The sequence below is a fragment of the Microbacterium panaciterrae genome (assembly GCF_039541635.1).
Classification (GTDB): Bacteria; Actinomycetota; Actinomycetes; order Actinomycetales; family Microbacteriaceae; genus Microbacterium; species Microbacterium panaciterrae.
The window spans coordinates 166,459-185,546 of sequence record NZ_BAABGP010000013.1 but is presented as its reverse complement, the minus strand read 5'-3'; the positions used below and the strand labels follow the sequence as shown (position 1 = coordinate 185,546).

Sequence of the window (19,088 nt, the reverse complement as noted above, 5' to 3'; positions counted from 1 at the left end):
TCGCGTCGTTGTGGCGATATTCCGCCACATCCGCCACACTGGTCACATGACTGGACATGCCCCGGGTCCTGCGCGCGCTCAGGCGCCCCGACGCTGGACGATCGGCATGCTCGCGATCGTCGCCCTCGCACTTGCGGTGCTCACTCCCGCGGTGGCGGACGCAACACCCGCATCGGCCTCCGTCCGGCCGGCAGTCAGCGTCTCGCACGGCGTCGCGGATGCGGCGACGTCGATCCGACCGACGACGCTCGCCGGGTTCAACGCGGGCAACATCATCAGCGATGCGGTGTTCACCAACAACTCCACGATGACCGCGGCGCAGATCCAGGACTTCTTCAACGCGAAGGTGCCGAACTGCCTGGGCGGGTCGGACCAGTACGGTCCGATCATCTGCCTCAAGGACTTTCGCCAGGACACGCCGAACAAGACCGCGGATGCATACTGCAAGGGCTACACCGCTGCGGGAGGCGAGTCCGCCGCCACCATCGTGTATCGCGTCTCTCAATCCTGCGGGATCAATCCGCAGGTGCTGATCGTCATGCTGCAGAAGGAATCGGGACTGGTCACGCACACCTGGCCGAGCGCATGGCGGTACGCGCAGGCGATGGGGCAGGCCTGTCCGGACACGGCGCCCTGTGATCCGTCCTTTGCGGGATTCTTCCAGCAGGTGTATGGGGCTGCGCGTCAGATGCAGATCTACATGGCGGGGCGCTACTTCACCTGGTACGCCCCCGGCAACACCTGGAACATCCTGTACAACCCCAACACGGCCTGCGGCAGCTCACCGGTCTATGTGGCGAACAAAGCGACGTCGGCGCTGTACTACTACACGCCGTATCAGCCCAACGCCTCCGCATTGGCTGCGGGTTACGGCGAGGGCGACACGTGCGGAGCGTACGGCAACCGCAACTTCTACAACTACTTCACGGACTGGTTCGGGTCGACACAGGGCGGCTCGTCCGCCAACAATCCGGTCGGATTTGTCGACGCAGTCACGTCCACCCCGGGAAGTATCAAGGTAAGGGGTTGGTCGTTGGATCCCGATACCTCGAGTTCGATCTCTGTCGATGTCTACGTAAACGGGAACGGGTACCGGACAAGTGCAAACCTCGCCCGACCGGATCTGTCGACGCATTACCCAGGCCTCGGCATCAATCACGGCTTCGACTTCACCGTTCCTGCACCCATCTGGGGTACGGTAAGCGTCTGCGCATACGGGATCAACGTGGGTGCAGGCAATAATCAACTGCTAGGGTGCGTTTCGACCTCGTCGTTCGGAGGTTCGCCCTTTGGCGCCGTCGACGACGTCAGCGCGGGCAAGGGGACCGTCAGCGTCAGCGGTTGGGCCTTCGATCCCGACACCACCGATCCGATCGCGGTTCATGTTTATGTCGGAGGGGCGGGCACCCCGACGGTCGCCAACCTCTCGCGATCTGATCTCGCCCGGGTGATCCCGCAATACGGCACCAATCACGGCTATCAGGCAACCGTCAACGCGGCCCCGGGTAATCAGACGATTTGCATCTACGGGATCAACGTGTCGACAGGTACGAATTCGTTGCTCGCGCCTTGCGCACAACGATTCGTACCTCCTGCCACAGACCCGGGTACCACACCGATCGGTCGGCTGGACGGCATTACCGTGGCAGGCGACCAAGTGACGCTTCGAGGTTGGGCACTCGACCCTGACACGAATTCGTCGATCGCTGTGCACGTGTACATGGGAGGCAGTGGCGCCCCCTATGTGGCCGACCAGAATCGGTGGGACATCGCTGCGGCTTTTCCCGGATACGGACCTGCGCATGGATTCTCCATTCAGCGTCCGATCCCTCCGGGTGGTGCCCAGGTATGCGCGTACGCCATCAACGACGGAAAGGGAGGGAATGTCACGCTCGGCTGTCAGTTCGTGGCTCCGGTGTCGTCGGCATCCCCGTTCGGCGTATTCGAGTCGGCGGTCGCTACCGCAGGGGGCGTCCAAGTCACCGGCTGGGCGATCGACCCGGACACTTCCGCACCGATCGCCGTGCATTTCTACATCGATGGCGTCGGAGTCCCCAAGGTCGCTGATCAAGACCGGGCCGACGTCGGCGCTGCATATCCCTCGTCAGGGCCCTTGCACGGATTTTCTGCGATCATCCCTGCGGGGCCGACCAGCCACACGGTATGCGCGTATGCGATCAATGACGCGCCCGGCACCAACCCGCTGCTCTCGTGCCGCTCCTTCTGATCCGCCGCGCTCGTCCGACGGCGCCGATGCGTCCAGTACCGCCGTTCGTCAGACCAGGCCGGACCAGGAGGCGAGGCGTTGAGTGAGGGCGGCGGAGCGGTCGACCAGACCGGCCGGTTCACCGCGTTGGACGGGTTGCGCGGGCTGGCTGCTGTCATCGTCGTCTTCTACCACGCGGTGCTGGCGAGCCCATGGGGCAATGGATTTCAGGTGGTGCTCGGCGGTGGCGTCCCGGACTCTCGGTTCGTCGACGCGCTTGCGAACACGCCACTCCGCTATTTCGTGATGGGCCCCGAAGCGGTCATCGTCTTCTTCGTGCTCAGCGGCTTCGTTCTGATCGCTCCGTTGCTGGGCGGACGAGGGCTCAACCTGTGGAGCTACTACCCGAGACGCGTCCTCCGGCTCTGGCTGCCGTCGGCGGCCGCCATGGTGTTCGCGGTGATCCTGATCGTGCTGACGGCGCAGCGTCCGGATCAGGCGCCAAGCGAGTGGGGGAAAACGTACAGCTTCCCAGCGCTGTCGGCGGGCGATGTGCTCAACTCGTTCTTCTTCCTCACGGGCGACACCAAGCTCAACAACCCCTTGTGGACACTGCGTTGGGAGCTCTTGTTCTCACTGCTACTGCCACTGGCTTTCCTGCTCGTCGTGTGGATCAGACGATGGACGGGGCTGGGGTTGCTGGTGCCTGCTGTGGCTGTCGGGGTCGGCAACGCATTCGGAGTGCCGGCGCTGACCTACGGTTCGGTGTTCCTGGCAGGCGGCGTCGTCGCGGTATTGGTATCGCGGGATGTGGTGCCGCGCCGCCCGGTCGTCATCGGCGCTCTGGCGCTGTGCGGGCTTCTCTTGATGGGCGTCCCGGACGCCGTGCGGGTCGTCCTCCCGGGCGTATCGACGACGGTACGGGCAGGGACGCAGGGACTCGTCGTGATCGGCGCGGCGCTCATCGTCTTGGCGCTCACGCAACGATCGCCGCTCGCCCGGCTTTTCGGTTCGGCGCCGATGCTCTTCCTCGGAAGGATCTCTTTCAGCCTCTACCTGGTGCACGTTCCGATCCTCATCGCCTCGGTGCACCTCGCCCCAGGAACGGCGTATTGGGCGCTACCGGTCGCAATCGCCTCGTCGTTCATCGTTGCTTGGCTGTTCATGCGCTTCGTGGAACAGCCGTCCGCACGGTTTGCTCGCACAGTCGGCGGCCGCGTCTCCGCGTTCGTCTCGAGTCGCGGAGCCGGTCGGGACGAGTTTCCCGAACAGATCGGACTTCAGGAGAGGTAGTCGCGCAGCGCCGCGAACTGCTCAGAGGGCGTGAATCCCGTCGCAAGGATCCGGTCAAGCGACAGCATGCTGTTTGCGGGGCGCGGGGACACGGGTGCCGTTGCCGCGGCAAAGTACTCGGCAGTGCTCACACCAGTGATCCTGGTCGGGTCGTGTCCGATCGTGGAGAACACGGCGCGCGCGATGTCCGCCCAGGTCGCAGGCTCGCCGGATCCTGTGACGTTGTAGACGCCGAATGGCGCCTCCGAGGCGAGCAGGTGCACGATTGCGCGCGCGATATCGTCCGTGAAGGTGAGGCGACCGGTCTGATCGTCCACGACCTTCGGATCGATGCCGCGCTCGGCGAGCGTTGCCATGGTGCGTACGAAGTTCTTGCCCTCGCCGATGACCCACGACGTACGCAGGATGTAGTGTCGCGGGGCGGTCGCGACAGCAACGTCGCCGGCGGCCTTGGTCTGTCCGTAGACTCCCAGCGGCGCCAGGGCGTCTTCCTCGCGGTAGGGACGATCGGCTGTGCCGTCGAAGACGTAGTCGCTCGAGACGTGCACGAGGGTGATGCCGTTCTCGGTGGCGATGCGCGCCAGGCGAGCCGGGCCCTCGGCGTTCGCGACCCACGCCTCGCGGCGGCCGTCAGGGGCCTCTGCGAGGTCGACGGACGTGTAAGCGCCGGCGTTGATGATCGTGCCGTAGTCGCGCCACCGGCGTGCGGTGCCGAGTCGCGCGTCCGCCAGGTCGAGGTCGGTACGCGTGGCGTACTCGATGTGCGCGGCGTCGCCGAGCGCTGCACGCAGGGCGAGCCCGAGCTGTCCGTTCGCGCCGAGCACGAGCGTCTTGCGCGGGGCGATCGGGATGACGGCGGCCAGGCGCGGGTGGTGCTTGTCCTTCTCCGAAATCTCCACCTCGACCAGCGGGATCGGCCAGTCAATCGCCGCCGTCTCGTCGGCGAGGTTCAGGAAGGAGTATGTCGCATCGGGGGACCAGTGGTCGTTCACGAGATAGGTGTACGCCGTGTCCGGCTCAAGGGTCTGGTACGAGTTGCCGACCCCGCGTGGCACGAAGATCGCACGCGACGGATCCAGCTCGATCGTGAAGACGGTGCCGAAGCTCTGGCCCTCGCGAAGGTCCACCCAGGCGCCGAAGATGCGCCCCGTGGCGACCGAGACCCACTTGTCCCACGGCTCGGCGTGTATTCCTCGGGTTGTGCCGACGGCATCGTTGAACGAGATGTTGTTCTGCACCGGGCCGAAATCCTCAAGGCCCAGAGCAGTCATTTTCTCGCGCTGCCAGTTCTCCTTGAACCAGCCGCGTGCGTCTCCGTGCACTGGCAGCTCGAGCACGATCATCCCCGGAATCGGGGTCTCGACGACCTGGAGCTGCTTGCCGAACTTGACCGCCATCACTGCCCCTTCGTGGCGTAGAAAGCCTCGGTCGCGTCCTTGGATGGCGCCCACCACGCCTCGTTCGCTCGGTACCAGTCGATCGTGGCCTGCAGGCCCGACTCGAAGTCGGCGAACTGGGGCGTCCAGCCGAGCTCGGTGCGCAGTTTGGTGGAATCGATCGCGTAGCGCAGGTCGTGGCCGGCGCGGTCGGTCACGTGATCGTAGGCGTCGCGGGGCTGCCCCATCTGCGCGAGGATCAGCTCGACGACGTCTTTGTTGTTGCGCTCGCCGTCGGCGCCGATCAGGTAGGTCTCGCCGATCCGGCCCTTCTCCAGGATCGTGAGGACCGCGGAGGAGTGGTCGTTGGCGTGGATCCAGTCGCGCACGTTCTCGCCCGCGCCGTAGAGCTTGGGACGGATGCCGCGGATCACATTCGTGATCTGGCGGGGGATGAACTTCTCCACGTGCTGGTACGGACCGTAGTTGTTGGAGCAGTTCGAGATGGTCGCCTGCACACCGAAGGAGCGCACCCAGGCGCGCACGAGCAGGTCGGATCCCGCCTTCGTCGACGAGTACGGGGAGGACGGGTTGTACGGCGTGTTCTCGGTGAACCGCTCCGGGTCGTCGAGCTCGAGGTCGCCGTAGACCTCGTCGGTCGAGATGTGGTGCAAGCGTCTGTCGTGCTTGCGTGCCGCCTCGAGCAACGTGTACGTGCCGACGATGTTCGTGTCCAGGAACGGGCGCGGGCTGTGCAGGGAGTTGTCGTTATGCGACTCGGCCGCATAGTGCACAACCGCGTCGGACTCGGCGAAGAGCGAATCCACGAGCTCCGCGTCAGTGATGTCGCCCCGCACGAATCGCACCCGATCCTCCGGCAGACCGTCGAGCGACGCCCTGTTGCCGGCGTAGGTGAGGGCGTCGAGCACGGTGACGTGGTGATCGGTGTTCTCCACGACGTGGTGCACGAAGTTCGATCCGATGAAGCCGGCGCCGCCGGTGACGAGCAGTCTCTGCATGGCTTCCAGGGTAGCGGTGAGCCTCTTATCGTCATGCCCCCTGGCGGCGGCGAATTCACAGGATCTGCGAGGTCATAAGGGAGAATGGACGCATGCGTGGAATCATTCTGGCCGGCGGCACCGGCTCGCGACTGCACCCGATCACCCTCGGGACGTCGAAGCAGCTCGTCCCGGTCTACGACAAGCCGATGATCTACTATCCGCTTTCGACGCTGATCCTGGCGGGCATCCGCGACATCCTGATGATCACGACGCCGCACGATGCCGAGGCGTTCCATCGTCTGCTCGGCGACGGGTCCCGCTTCGGCGTCTCGATCACCTACAAGACCCAGCCGTCGCCCGACGGACTCGCCCAGGCTTTCGTGCTCGGCGAGGAGCACATCGGCTCGGAGCCGGCCGCCCTCGTGCTCGGCGACAACATCTTCTACGGGCAGGGTATGGGCACGCAGCTGCGCCAGTACACCGAGCTCGACGGCGGTGTCGTCTTCGGGTATTGGGTCGACGACGCGACCGCGTACGGCGTCGTGGAGTTCGACGACGCGGGCCGGGTCGTCTCCCTCGAAGAGAAGCCTGCTCAGCCGAAGAGCAACTACGCGGTCCCCGGGCTCTACTTCTACGACAACGACGTGATCGAGATCGCGAAGAGCCTGAAGCCATCGCCCCGCGGCGAGCTCGAGATCACCGACGTCAACCGCGAATACCTCGAGCGGGGCAAGCTGAAGGTGCAGCTGCTGACCCGGGGAACGGCGTGGCTCGACACGGGGACCTTCGACTCTCTCGCCGAGGCCACCGAGTTCGTGCGCACCGTGGAGAAGCGTCAGGGGCTCTCCATCGGATGCCCGGAGGAGGTCGCCTGGCGCATGGGCTTCCTCACCGATCAGGAGCTGATAGAGCGCGCCGAGCCCCTGGTGAAGAGCGGTTACGGGGCGTATCTCCTGAAGGCTCTCGCGCAGGGGCGCCAGCTGCCCGCGCAGAGCGCATGACGGCCTCCGCCGCCGAGGTCCCGGACGGCGGGGAGCTCCGTTCGGGAGCGCGACGGGTCATCCTCTTCGCGCTGCACTCCGAGCGAGGCGACGCCGACGCCGCCACGAGGTATCAGCTCGCCGCCTTGCGTCCGCTCGGCATGCGGCTGGTGGCGATCGTGGAGCCCTGGCTGGCCGCCGAAGAGTTCAGTGCGGTCGACGGGCTCGTCGACGAGATCGTCCGGTTCGACGGTGCGGCGGTCGATGCGCGCGCGTACCGATCAGCACTCCAGACCGTCGACGTGACGTCGTTCGACGAGGTGCTGTTCACGGGGAACAGCTGGTTCGGCCCGATCGGCGCCTTCGACGAGGTCCTCTCGCGGATGGAGTCGTCGGCGGCCCAGGTCTGGAGGCTCATCGAAACGACGGACCGCACCCCCGAATCCTTCCCGGCGGAGGGCTTCCCGCGCGCCCTCGCTCCGTGGACCTGGACCCTGGTTCGCACCGCGACCGTCGGCTCCGCCGCCTGGCGCGAGTACTGGGCCGCATCGAAGCAGGACGGCGAGGACGCCTTCGCCGAGGCCCTGATCAGGGGCGGCGCGAGCGGCGCCGTGGCGTATCCGGCGGAGCTGGGGCCCCGCGGCAATCCGGGGATCCTCGCGCCGGGAATCCTCCTCGATGCCGGCTGTCCGGTGCTGCTGCGGTCCGTGTTCGCGCAGTTCCCGCCGCTTCTCGACAGATTCGCCGTGCTCGTGCGCCCCATCATCGCGGAGATGGCAGAGCGCGGCTATCCGGTCGAGCTCCTGTGGCGTGCGGTCGCCCGGACGACTCCGCCGGCGGCGCTCAACGCGCTTGCCGGCATGCTCGAGATCCTTCCCGAGACGCCGCCCGCGATCGACGCTCAGCCCTCGGAAGGCTCCCCGCTGCGTGTGGTCGTCCTCGCGCACGTCCCGCACCTGGGGTTTGTAGATGAGCTCGCCGAGCGGCTCCGACAGATCCCCGGGGCATTCGATCTCATCGTCACGACGACCGACGGGCGCAAGGCTGCGAAGCTGAAGGCACGCCTGAGGGCGAGCGACCGCGATTGGGCGCGAAAAGCGGAGGTGCGGGTCACCTGGGTCCCGGGAGGGCGAGACATGGGCGCCCTGCTCATCGGGTGCCGGGACATTCTGCTGTCCGATCGCTACGACCTGATCATCCGGGTGCATGGTCGGGAGCCGCGGCGCAAGTCACTCAACGTCAGGGAGTACGGTCGGCGATATCAGCTGGAGAACCTGCTGAGCGGTCCGGGGTACGTGCAGCGTATTTTCGATCTCTTCCGTGGAGAACCCGGACTAGGGATGGTGTTCCCCCCGATCGTCCACATCGGCTACGGCACGATGGGGCGGGGGTGGGGCGCGTACCGCGAGCCTGCAGAGGATCTCGCCAGCGTGCTCGGGATCGCGGTCCCTTTAGACGAGGTCTCGCCGCTCGCGCCCTATGGCGGCATGTGGATCGGTCGCCCGTCCGCGCTGAGGATCTTCGCTGAGCACGACTGGACGGTGGGCGACTACCATCGCGCCCGTCGCGCTCGCTGGGTCGAGCTCACGCGTGTGCAGGAGCGCCTGCTCGGCCTCGCGGCCGCGGAGGCGGGCTTCCACTGTCGCACTGTGATGAACCGCGAGCATGCGCAGATATCGCACACCGCGCTTGAGTTCAAACTCGACGAGCTATCGTTCACCACGCGTGGCTACCCGGTGGAGCAGATCCACCTGTTGCGCCGCGCCGGGTGGACCGGATACGGGGGCGTTGTGGCCCTCATCCGTATGTACATCAACCTCAACCATCCGCGAATCGCTGCAGCGACCCAGCCCCTGTACCGCACCGCGCGCAACGCCGGGTTGATGGGGCAGCGGGTCCTCGCGGCCGTGCGCAACGAGCACAAAGACGACGGGGGAGATCGATGACGGCGACGAGCGAGCTGATCCCGGCACATCCCCGCCCGGCCAACGCCTTCCCCGTCGACGGAAGACGACTGCTGATCTATGTCGTCTACGACCCCCGTGGGGACGTCGAGGATTACGTGCTGCATGCGTTGACGGGGCTTCGTCGGCACATGACCCGCATATTGGTCGTGGTCAACGGCGCACTGACCGCACGCGGTCGGGAGCGTCTCTCCGCGGTGAGCGATGAGGTCGTGGAGCGGGAGAACCGCGGCTACGACATCTGGGGCTACAAGCACGGTCTCGACCATGTGGGCGGCGGCATCGCCGACTACGACGAGGTCGTGATCGCGAACGACACCTGGTACGGTCCCGTGCGCTCGTTCTCCGAGGTCTTCGAGCGCATGGATGAAAGGCCCGTGCATTTCTGGGGGCTCACCGATCACGCGCGAGTGGAGCCGCATCCGTTCACGCACACCGGCTACCTCCCGTATCACCTGCAGTCCTACTGGATCGCGGTGCGCCGCGACATGCTCCTGTCGCCGGAGTGGGCAGCGTATTGGCACGACCTGCCGGAGCTGACGACGTATTCCGACGCCGTCGTCAAACATGAGGGCGTCTTCACCGAGCACTTCACGCAGCACGGGTTCCTGGGCGACGTGTCCTTCCCGCTGCTTCTCGACACGCCGGAGAACTATCCGGTGATGTACGCGCGGCAACTGCTCGAGGCCGGGTGCCCGACGCTGAAGCGGCGCGCGTTCTTCCAGTGGCCGCCGTACCTGGATCAGGCAGGCGTCGTCAGTCGCTGGACTCTGGACGCCGCGGCAGAGTACGGCTATCCGATCGACCTGATCTACGCGGATATGGCGCGGAACGTGGCGCCTCGCGTGATGAACGCCGGTGCGGCGCTCATGTCCGTCCTCCCGGAGGACGACGTCTCGTACGACCCTGCGGCGCCGCTGCGCACGCTCGTCATCGCGCACATCTTCTACCCGGAGATGACGGAGGAGATGCTCGATCGCGCAGACTACCTGCCGGGCGAGTACGACCTCCTCATCACGACACCGGATGAGAACGGTGCGGCTGAGATCCGTCGTCGGGTCGCGGACCGATCTCGTCGGGGCGACGTCGAGGTCCGCCTCCTGGAGTCGAACAACGGCAGGGACCAGGGCGCCTTCCTCGTCGGGTGCCGCGACGTGATCCTCGACGGCGGGTACGAGCTGCTGGTGAAGATCCACTCCAAGAAGACGCCACAGGACGGCCCGGCGGTCGGTGCGCACTTCAAGGAGCAGCAGTTCGGCAACCTCCTGAACTCGGCCGGGTACGCGGCCAACGTCGTGGCGCTCTTCCAGAACGAGCCGGGTCTCGGGCTGGCTTACCCGCCGACGGTCCATCTCGGGCATCCCACTATCGGTCACGGGTGGTGGGAGAACAAGCCCCCCTTCGCGGATTGGTGCCGAGACCTCGGGATCCGCGTGCCGCTGGACGAGGGGTCGCCGCTCGCGCCGTTCGGGTCGATGTACTTCGCTCGGCCGGACGCCCTGCGGCTGCTGGTCGAGCACGCATGGACCTACGAGGACTTCGGCGGCGCCGACGCCTATCAGGACGGAGGGCTCGCGCACGTACTGGAGAGGATGCCGTCGTACGCGGCGGGTGAGCGCGGCTATCACACCCGGACCATCGCCGGATCCGAGTACCTTTCGATGAGTTACACGGCGCTCAGCTACAATCTCGATCAGCTGTCCATGACCATGCCGGGCACCACCATGGACAAGATCCAGCTACTACGCCGACTCGGCGAATGGGACTACGGCACCGCTCGTGATCTCGGTCGAATGTTCGTCGCACTGCACCTTCCGCAGCTGCGTGATCGCGCCAAGGGCCTGTACCACCGCACCCAGCGGGCGAGAGGCCTGTTCTGGCGGCTCCGCCATCCCTCCTCCTGGCGACGCGGCTGAGCCCGCCCGCCGTCTCCGCATCCTCCACGACCAGATCGGTAAACTGCACCTATGTCTGTGGCCCAACCCGGATCGGCCTCGGAGCGCTACACGCGCTTGAGCGCCCTTCCCCTCCGCGAAGTCGGGGGGCTTCGCCCGTTCACCCCCCAAGGCTTCGTGGGATCGATCCGCGACATCCTCGCGCACCGCGAGATGCTGGACCTCCTCGTCAAGCGTGACCTGAAGTCGCGCTACAAGGACTCCGCATTGGGGTTCCTCTGGTCGCTCGCGCGACCGCTCGTGCAGCTGCTGATCTACTTCGTCGTGCTGGGGCAGTTCATCGGTGCGGCAAGGGGTATCCCGGACTTCGCGATCTTCATCTTCTCCGGCCTCACGGCGATGGGACTGTTCACCGAAATCGCGGTCGGCGGCACCGGGTCCATCCTCGCCAACGCGGGCCTCGTCAAAAAGGTCTACGTCCCGCGCGAGCTGTTCCCGCTGGCGTCGACGGGGTCGGCGCTGTTCAACTTCGGCGTGCAGCTGCTCGTCCTGCTGGTGGCGACGGTCGTCGCAGGCAAGCCGCCGATTCACCTGCAGCTGGCGTACGTGGTTCCCTCGCTGGCACTGATCATCGTCTACGGCCTGGCGTTCGCCCTGCTCCTCGGTGCCCTCAATGTCTATCTACGCGACGTCCAGTACCTCGTCGAGGTGGCGACCATGCTGCTGTTCTGGGCCTCGCCCGTCGTCTACGCCTGGTCGATGGTCAAGGGGCTGATCAAGCATCCCTGGATCCTCGAGATCTACACGAACAATCCGCTCACCCTGGCGGTCATCGGGTTTCAGAAGGCTTTCTGGGTCGCTGGGGACACCCTGCCACAGCCTGACGACCTGCTGCTGCGGCAGATCATCGCACTTGTGGTGGGGCTTATCCTCCTGGTGCTCGGCCACCGGGTGTTCCTGCGCTTGCAGGGCAACTTCGCGCAGGAACTGTGAGTGACGGCATGGACGAGATGATGAACACCGTGCCCGCTGTGATCGACCGCCCGGTGGTGGTCGACGTCGCCGACGTCTCGAAGCGCTTCACGGTGCGCCGAGACTCTTCGCTGAAGGAGCGCATCGTCACGCTCGGGCGCGCGGGGCGTCGCCATCGCGAGGACTACTGGGCGCTGAACGACGTGTCCGTGCAGATCCGCGCAGGAAGCACTCTCGGTCTGATCGGGCACAACGGATCCGGCAAGAGCACCCTTCTCAAGGTGATCGGCGGGATCATTCAGCCGACGTCGGGAGAGGTGCGGCAGCGCGGACGTGTCGCCGCACTGCTCGAGCTCGGGGCAGGCTTCCACCCCGATCTGACTGGACGCGAGAACGTCTACCTGAACGCCTCCCTCCTGGGGCTCACCCGCGAGGAGACCGCGTCCAGATTCGCGGAGATCCTCGACTTCTCGGGTATCGGCGACTTCATCGACACTCAGGTGAAGTTCTACTCCTCCGGCATGTACGTCCGTCTCGCGTTCGCTGTCGCGGTCCACACGGATCCAGACATCCTTCTCGTGGACGAGGTGCTCGCGGTCGGCGACGAGGCCTTCCAGAAGAAGTGCATGGACAAGATCGAGGAGTTCCAGAAAGAGGGCCGCTCGATCATCTTCGTCAGTCACGCGCTGGGACAGATCGAGGAGCTCTGCGATCGGGTGCTACTGCTGGACCACGGAAAGGTCGTCTTCGACGGCATCCCCGAGACCGCGGTCGAGCGCTTCCGGGAGATCCTGCGTGAGGGCTCTCAGCGCGATGGACAGAGTGATCTGTCGATGCAGGCGATGAAGGTCCTCGGCATCGAGGTGTGCGATGAGTCCGGACAGAAAGTGGATGAGCTTGAAGCCGGGGCGCCCTTCCTCGTCCGGATCCGCGTGCGTTCGGATGTGAAGATGGACTCCTGGGCCCTCGGATTCAGCGTCGACACCGCATCTGGTCACATGGTGCTCGCTTCCAACACCGATCTTGCTGGCGCGGTGCTAGAACCGATCGAGGGCGAGCGTGTCATCGAGATGCGCGTGAGCGATGCGCGGCTCGGCTCCGGGCGCTACCTGGTGAACGCCAACATCGTAGGATTGAGCACCCCTAGTGCGCATTCGCTGAGCGCGGGCGCCGCGTTCGAGGTGATCGGTTCGACGCAGACGATCGGCCCCGTGGCCGGATCGATCACTGTGCGGTGAGCGCGGACGCAATGGCGAAGCAGGGAGCGGTCGCGACTCCTTTCGTCTTCCGCTCCCTTTCAGCGGCACGCGAGGACGTCTTCGAGGAGTGAACGCGCACGGGCGTCGAACGAATGCTCGGCACGCACCTGCTCGGAGATCGCTGCAGTCTCCGTGTCGCTGCCGAAGTGGTCGCTCAGGGGGGCAGAGGTGAGTTCGAGCAGACCAGGCACGTCGGCGTATGTGCGAACGGCGCTGCCGAAGAGGTCCGTGATCCCCTCGACCTCGTCACTGATCGCTCGACCGCCGGCGGCCACCACGTCGAACAGTCGATTTGAGACGAACCCTTCGCGGCGCATGGCGGGCCAGTGGTCGTTGAGGACGGCCCCGGCCGACTCGTAAAGTGCAGGCAGCGCATCGTTCGGGACGAAAGTCCCCGCGATCGCGGATCCGGGTATGAAGCCCCGCCAATCGGGTCCGTAGACCCTGACCCGACGCCCGGCGCGCAACGGTTCTACGACCGAGGGGCGTGCGATGCCGCGAGCCGTGCCGACGAACAACAGCTCGTCTCCCCTCGCTCGACCCGCGGGGGTGAACCGCTGCGGGTCGGTGCACTGCAACAGCGGTCGTAGTGGCGTCCCGAACCGCGCGGACGCGCGCCCGGCCCAGCGGGTCGATGCCGCATAGACCAAGTCGTACCCGGCGACCTCGGAGGCGGTGATCTCGTCGGGGTGACTTATGATCCAGAGCAATCTGTGCCTGGCGGCGGGGGAAGGGAGCGGCCGGGGTCCGCGAAGGACGAGCACCACATCGTCAGACGCAGACGAGGGGCGCGCTCGAGCGGGGAGGGCATCGACGGCCGCGTATTGGCCATGGCGCTCGAGGGCCGAGGCTAGCGCGCGGGCGAAATGCGTCTCCCCCCATGACTCGCCGCGTGCTCCGACTGGGGCTGCGGTCTTGATCGCCCAGCGCAGCCGAGGAACCTCGATGCCATCAGAGAGGACGAACGTCGCCTCTTCCCGGACGTAGCGTGGGATGACGACGTCCGGACCGGAGCCCCAACCGTCGAGGCGCAGACCGCGAGGACTGGGAGCCGGTGTGGACGACGGGTTATTGGGCAGTGCAGGCGGACCTGGTGGTGTGCGCCCGCGAACCGTCTCTGCGAGCAGTGTCCGGGGGGTGCCGCCCGTTCCGACGATCATCGCGCTCACAGGCGAGTCAAGGGCTGTAACTGGAAGCTCGGTACCCAGAGCGGCGGCGTCCTCCCGCGGGTACCCGTTCAGAACGCGGTACGGTCGCCCGGCGTGCAGCATGACACCGGCTGATGCTACAACGCCGTCTGGTGCGAGCCAGACCGGCGCGGCCGGTCCAGTGCGCTGCCTCATCAGTGCCTGCAGCGTGGCCGGCTCGATCAGGCTACCCGGCGTGCGCTGGACCAAAAGCGTGCCATCCCCGAGAAGGGAGATCCAGCCGTGGCCGTGGTCGTCAGTGTCGAGGAGCAGCACGCGGGGATCTCCGAGTGCGAGCTGAGCGGCCTGAAGCCTGACCTCGTTTCCCGCATTGGCGATTCCGAGAATGAGGACGATCTTGCGATTGCCGGCGCTGTCGGTCGAGAGCACGGCAAGCGGCGCCTGCAAGCCCTTACCGTCTGCGTCATCCTGGTCCAGATTCCAGAACAGCACGACCTCGGCGTTCGGCGGAGCCGGTGCGGTGAGGGTGCGGGTGCGCACCTCCCGCGCAGCTGAGTGCAGGGAGCGGAGGTTCGTGACGCTTCCACCGCGCAATTCGAGGGACCCTCCTGCGCGGAGCTCGCGCCAGGCGTGACCGAGAGGCCCGCCGAGCAGTGTCGCGGGCGCTGCGTTGTTCTCCGCATAAGTGACCGCATCCCAGGACAGCGACGTTTCAATCCTCGCAGGATCAGTCGCGAGATACGCGTACAGCGCGGGTACTCGATCCGGGTCAGGCAGCTGCTCCGACACCAGTCGCTCGGCGAAGAGCGGATTGAGACTCAGACCGCTACGAAATCCCCCTGATACGTACGCGCGGACCGCAGAGCGCGCGGAGACGCGGCGACCGAGCTGCAGAGAGGCGAAATCGGCGTCAACGACATCCGCGCGGAGGATGACCCGTGCCCACCACACCCGATCCACCGCAAAGAGGAGGGTACGGGCGACGGGCACCGAGCGCGCCGCGCGCCAGAGTCCTCGGATGCGGGTCAGCACCCTTCGAATTCTAGGCGCTCGTCGAGGGCTCGCAGGCCGAGGATGGTAGCCTTCGAGCATCGAAACCCCGGCTGCCCCAGGAGATCTGTTGCCTGAACCATCCGCTCGCGTCGGCATCGTCGTGAGAACCAAGGATCGGCCGATGTTCCTGGAACGGGCGCTCGGCGACATCGCGAGACAGTCGTTCGGCGACTGGTTGGCGGTAATTGTGAACGACGGCGGGGATTCCGCCCCAGTCGATCGAGCAGTCGCCGCTCTCGCGCCCGAACATCGCGCACGAGTTGCGGTGATCCACAGCACCGACGGACTGGGCCGATCGGCGGCCGCGAACACGGGGATCCGGACATTGTCGACCGAGTTCGTCGTGCTCCACGACGACGACGACCTCTGGGCTCCTTCCTTCTTGGCCGACTCTGTGGCCTGGCTGGACGCCTCACCGCAGGACGCCGGCGTCGTGAGCCGCACCGAGATCGTGTACGAGCGGGTCGAGGGTGGACGGATCATCGAGACCGGCAGGGAGCCATTCTGGGGCGCGATGTCCCGGATCACCTACGCCGATATGCTCCAGGTCAACCACTTCGTGCCGATCGCTTACGTATACCGCCGTGCGATGCACGACGAGGTCGGCCTATACCGGGAGGATTTGCACGCGGCCGAAGACTGGGAATTCAACCTTCGCGTCTTGCGCCGGCACCCGATTGGCTATCTGAGCGAGCGTGTGGGCGCGTACTGGATGCAGCGGCGTGGCCAGGAAGGCATCCTCGGCAACAGCATGTTCGTGCTGGCCGACGAGCACGACCGCTACGACCGGATGATACGCGACGAGGCGTTGCGGGCCTTCGCAGAGACGCATGGCGACGGGCTGCTGTTGTACCTGTCGCGGTACCTGCAGGACGAGATCGACCGCCAGTTGTCGGCTCGGAAGACGCTGGGTCAGCGTGCGACCGATGTGGCGCGGCGAGGATGGCGGCGGCTGCGTGGCCGCTGAGCTGAGATCACTCGTCGCGCAGAGGATCGTCCTCCCGCAGGGCGGCATCGGACTCGATGCTGTGGCGCTCTATGTTCGCGGAGGAGCGGAGATCGACGGGCGACGCTCATTCCGGGTGCCTGCGGGATCCACCGCATCCTTTGCGACGTACTTCAACGCGTTTCCCGCGGCTGTCTGGGCCTCCGTCGTCGGGATCGACCGCGCGGTGCTGCGCCTGCATGCGGAGGGCGAGGGGATCCACAGGCTCAGGGCCGTCACCGCCGACGGCGTCGTGAGCACGCTCGCGGAGGGCAGGGACAGCGGCACTCTGTCGCTCGCGACTGGACCGTTCCGGGACGGTGTCGCCTGGGTGTGGCTGGAATCGACGGCCGCTGACCAACCCGTGCGCGTCTCCGATGCAGAGTGGCGTATCGAAGCTCGCACTCGCGGAGTGCGCATCGCGGTGTCGATCACCACGATGAACCGCGTCGATGACTGCGCTCTACTGCTCGCCGCTCTTGGCGACCACGAATTGGCCGGGGTCCTCGATGGTGTGGTCGTCGTCGACCAGGGCAGCGATCCGATCGCCCCGCACACGCCGGGGCCGGTGCTGTCCAACGGCGTGGCCCTCCGCGTGATCGAGCAGGAGAACCTCGGCGGATCCGGGGGATTCAGCCGAGGGATGGTCGAAGCACTCGACACCGCGGCCACCCACACGCTCCTGCTCGACGACGACGTGCGGATCGAACCGGAGTCCATCCGGCGCCTCCACGCACTCGCGGCTGCGGCGGTCGACGAGCCGTTGCTCGGTGCGCAGATGCTGAGCATGCTGGACCCGACAGTGCTGCACTCGATGGGCGAGCAGATGGATCGGCGCAGGATGTGGTGGCACGGCACCGAGCCAGAGCTCTCGGCCGCAGACCTCTCGCGGCTCCCGATCGAAACGACGCCGGCGCTGCGACGATTCCGGCCGGTGGACTTCAACGGCTGGTGGATGTGCCTGATCCCGATGTCGGTCATCCGGCGGGTGGGGGCATCTTTGCCCTATTTCATCAAATGGGACGACGCGGAGTACGGGCTGCGAGCGGCCGAGGCCGGGCATCGAACCGTCACCGTACCCGGAACCGCGCTCTGGCACGTGCCCTGGACATCGAAGGACGACGGCCTGGACTGGCAGGCGTACTTCCAGCTCCGCAATCGCATCGTCACAGCACTCGTGCACGAACGCCGTCCCCGGCGTGTTCTGTCGTCGACCTGGACTCAGGACCTCAACCACTTGTTGTGTCTACAGTACGGCTCGGCGCGGCTGCGCAACACCGCGCTGCAGGATGTGCTTTCCGGACCCGAGCATCTGTTCGACACTCTGCGCGACGGGAGGAGCCGTGCGCAACGGATCCTCGCCGAGTCCGGGCAGGCTGTGCGCGCGGACGAAGGCCGGCCCCGGGTCGAGGCCGGAGCTGCCCTCGGTGCTCCGCCGCGTGGCGCTGCTGCTCAGCTCCGCCGCCTGGCGCGCGTCCTACTGCATCAGCTTGCGCCTGTCGGCCGGACGTCGAGCCGCCCCGCCGCCGTTTCTCGTGCATCGGGGAAGTGGTGGCAGCTCGGGCTCATGGACGAGGCCGAGCTGCGCAGCGCGACCGGAGCGGGATACTTCCTCCTCCGGCGATCCCGCCGCGAGGCCTGGCACCTGTTCCGCCGCTCCGCGTGGCTGCGCGCCCGTCTCTGGCTCGGCTGGCGCACGCTTGCTCGTCGATATCGGTCGGCGGCGCCGGAGCTGGCCGGGGCAGAGTCCTGGCGGCGGTTCTATGCCGGGGGAGCGCGCACCGACGCTCAGGGCAGCTGAGGCTCGCGAGGCCGTGCACCGGACGCCCCAGAGGTATCGTTCCTCCTCGTATTAGGATTGCTCGTTGTGGTAGTCAACGAGCGTGTGCTGGTCATCGTCCCGGCCTGGAACGAGGAGGAGAACGTCGGCAGGACCGTTCGTGAGATCCTCGCGACCGATGCCCGATATGACGTCGTGGTCGTGGATGACGGATCGACGGATGGGACCGCTGCCGTCGCGAGGGCAGCCGGAGCGACAGTGCTCCCGTTGCCGTTCAACCTCGGGGTCGGCGGGGCGATGAAGACCGGATACACCTATGCGCTGCGTCACGATTACGCCCAGGCCATCCAGGTCGATGCCGACGGGCAGCACAATCCGGCAGACATCGCCGAGGTGCTGAGCGGCCTCGCCGTCGCTGACATCTCGATCGGTGCACGGTTCGCGACTGTCGGTGACTATTCCGTGCGCGGCCCACGGCGGTGGGCCATGCTTTTCCTCGCCGGTGTCGTGTCACGAGTCGCGAACGCCCGGCTCACGGACGTGACGAGCGGGTTTCGCGCCGCCAATCGCCGCGCGATCGCCCAGTATGTGCGCTATTACCCGGCCGAGTACCTGGGGGATACGATCGACTCGCTCGTGGCCGGTGCCCATGCGGGGCTGATCGTGACTCAGGTGCCTGTTGCAATGCGTCCGCGGGTGTACGGCCGTCCTTCCCAGGGGCCGGTCGGCTCGACGATCTACCTGTTTCGGTCAGTGTTCGCACTCGGCCTCGCTTTGATTCGCGGTCCGCGGAAGGCGCACTCATGATGATCGTGCTGGGGATCGCGTTCGCGGCCTTCGTCCTCGTAGTGATCCTCTGGATGCTGCTGAGCCATCGGCTTCGCGAGAAGTATGCGGTGCTGTGGCTCGTCATCGGCGTGGCGATGCTGGTGCTGACCATCTTCCCCGAGCTGCTGTACGGACTCTCTCAGCTCCTAGGCGTGCAGGTCCCGTCGAATCTGCTGTTCATCGGTGCCCTCGCGCTTCTCGTCGGTGTGACACTGCACCAGTCCTGGGAGCTTTCGACCGCCGAGGACGAGACCCGCCGTGTGGCTGAGGAAGTCGCGATCCTTCGCGCAGAGGTGGAAGCGCTCGCGAAGCGCGACACGGGGACGGATCAGCACGACCGGCTCTGAA

14 protein-coding genes are annotated in these 19,088 nt (G+C 66.3%); 11 read left to right on the top strand and 3 right to left on the bottom strand.

Annotated elements, in window-relative coordinates; genetic code table 11:
* Positions 1-106: 106 nt before the first annotated feature.
* Entirely contained in the window at positions 107-2,227 is a 2,121-nt protein-coding gene (locus ABD882_RS09905; protein ID WP_345186505.1) for a hypothetical protein, read from the top strand.
* A 78-nt stretch (positions 2,228-2,305) separates the two neighbouring features.
* Positions 2,306-3,499: an acyltransferase family protein gene (locus ABD882_RS09900; protein WP_345186503.1), complete on the top strand. Its 1,194-nt coding sequence runs from the start codon at positions 2,306-2,308 to the stop codon at positions 3,497-3,499.
* On the opposite strand, the gene ABD882_RS09895 is transcribed toward ABD882_RS09900, so the two are convergent.
* Positions 3,487-4,896, bottom strand: coding sequence for a sugar nucleotide-binding protein (locus ABD882_RS09895; protein WP_345186501.1), 1,410 nt, complete (start codon positions 4,894-4,896; stop codon positions 3,487-3,489). The genes ABD882_RS09900 and ABD882_RS09895 overlap by 13 nt on opposite strands.
* On the bottom strand, positions 4,896-5,894 hold the full coding sequence (gene rfbB, locus ABD882_RS09890) for a dTDP-glucose 4,6-dehydratase (RefSeq protein ID WP_345186500.1): 999 nt from the start codon (positions 5,892-5,894) through the stop codon (positions 4,896-4,898). The genes ABD882_RS09895 and rfbB overlap by 1 nt, the downstream gene beginning before the upstream one ends.
* Positions 5,895-5,986: 92 nt before the next feature.
* Between rfbB and rfbA the strand changes: the two genes are divergently transcribed.
* The 5 genes from rfbA to ABD882_RS09865 are packed head-to-tail and all read left to right on the top strand — an operon-like array spanning position 5,987 to position 12,925.
* The gene (gene rfbA, locus ABD882_RS09885; protein WP_345186498.1) at positions 5,987-6,877 is read left to right on the top strand and encodes a glucose-1-phosphate thymidylyltransferase RfbA; all 891 of its coding nucleotides are present in this window, start codon (positions 5,987-5,989) and stop codon (positions 6,875-6,877) included.
* A complete protein-coding gene (locus ABD882_RS09880) occupies positions 6,874-8,802 on the top strand; it encodes a rhamnan synthesis F family protein (protein ID WP_345186497.1) in 1,929 nt (642 codons plus the stop codon). Before rfbA ends, ABD882_RS09880 begins: the two co-directional genes overlap by 4 nt.
* On the top strand, positions 8,799-10,736 hold the full coding sequence (locus ABD882_RS09875) for a rhamnan synthesis F family protein (protein ID WP_345186495.1): 1,938 nt from the start codon (positions 8,799-8,801) through the stop codon (positions 10,734-10,736). The genes ABD882_RS09880 and ABD882_RS09875 overlap by 4 nt, the downstream gene beginning before the upstream one ends.
* Positions 10,737-10,787: 51 nt before the next feature.
* Complete coding sequence (locus ABD882_RS09870; protein ID WP_345186493.1) at positions 10,788-11,708, top strand: ABC transporter permease; 921 nt, start codon at positions 10,788-10,790, stop codon at positions 11,706-11,708.
* Positions 11,709-11,716: 8 nt separating this feature from the next.
* Positions 11,717-12,925, top strand: coding sequence for an ABC transporter ATP-binding protein (locus tag ABD882_RS09865; RefSeq protein WP_425563353.1), 1,209 nt, complete (start codon positions 11,717-11,719; stop codon positions 12,923-12,925).
* 59 nt (positions 12,926-12,984) lie between these two features.
* On the opposite strand, the gene ABD882_RS09860 is transcribed toward ABD882_RS09865, so the two are convergent.
* Positions 12,985-15,126 carry a glycosyltransferase family protein gene (locus tag ABD882_RS09860; protein ID WP_345186492.1) on the bottom strand — a complete coding sequence of 714 codons (2,142 nt, stop codon included), beginning with the start codon at positions 15,124-15,126 and terminating at the stop codon, positions 12,985-12,987.
* A gap of 88 nt (positions 15,127-15,214) precedes the next feature.
* Here ABD882_RS09860 and ABD882_RS09855 point away from each other — a divergent pair, with 88 nt between their 5' ends.
* The 4 genes from ABD882_RS09855 (at position 15,215) to ABD882_RS09840 (ending at position 19,087) form a co-directional block, all read left to right on the top strand.
* Entirely contained in the window at positions 15,215-16,114 is a 900-nt protein-coding gene (locus ABD882_RS09855; protein ID WP_345186489.1) for a glycosyltransferase family 2 protein, read from the top strand.
* Positions 16,104-17,933 (top strand): glycosyltransferase, encoded by a 1,830-nt coding sequence (locus tag ABD882_RS09850; protein WP_345186488.1) that lies wholly within the window; start codon positions 16,104-16,106, stop codon positions 17,931-17,933. Before ABD882_RS09855 ends, ABD882_RS09850 begins: the two co-directional genes overlap by 11 nt.
* 84 nt (positions 17,934-18,017) lie before the next feature.
* Positions 18,018-18,719 carry a glycosyltransferase family 2 protein gene (locus ABD882_RS09845; protein WP_345186557.1) on the top strand — a complete coding sequence of 234 codons (702 nt, stop codon included), beginning with the start codon at positions 18,018-18,020 and terminating at the stop codon, positions 18,717-18,719.
* A complete protein-coding gene (locus ABD882_RS09840; protein WP_345186485.1) occupies positions 18,716-19,087 on the top strand; it encodes a DUF2304 domain-containing protein in 372 nt (123 codons plus the stop codon). Before ABD882_RS09845 ends, ABD882_RS09840 begins: the two co-directional genes overlap by 4 nt.
* Position 19,088 lies beyond the last annotated feature (1 nt).

Coding starts and splice junctions, on each gene's coding strand:
- ABD882_RS09865 (WP_425563353.1), top strand. CDS start 11,717: ATGGACGAGATGATGAACACCGTGCCCGCTGTGATCGACCGCCCGGTG.
- ABD882_RS09875 (WP_345186495.1), top strand. CDS start 8,799: ATGACGGCGACGAGCGAGCTGATCCCGGCACATCCCCGCCCGGCCAAC.
- ABD882_RS09905 (WP_345186505.1), top strand. CDS start 107: ATGCTCGCGATCGTCGCCCTCGCACTTGCGGTGCTCACTCCCGCGGTG.
- ABD882_RS09870 (WP_345186493.1), top strand. CDS start 10,788: ATGTCTGTGGCCCAACCCGGATCGGCCTCGGAGCGCTACACGCGCTTG.
- ABD882_RS09840 (WP_345186485.1), top strand. CDS start 18,716: ATGATGATCGTGCTGGGGATCGCGTTCGCGGCCTTCGTCCTCGTAGTG.
- rfbB (WP_345186500.1), bottom strand. CDS start 5,894: ATGCAGAGACTGCTCGTCACCGGCGGCGCCGGCTTCATCGGATCGAAC.
- ABD882_RS09895 (WP_345186501.1), bottom strand. CDS start 4,896: ATGGCGGTCAAGTTCGGCAAGCAGCTCCAGGTCGTCGAGACCCCGATT.
- ABD882_RS09880 (WP_345186497.1), top strand. CDS start 6,874: ATGACGGCCTCCGCCGCCGAGGTCCCGGACGGCGGGGAGCTCCGTTCG.
- rfbA (WP_345186498.1), top strand. CDS start 5,987: ATGCGTGGAATCATTCTGGCCGGCGGCACCGGCTCGCGACTGCACCCG.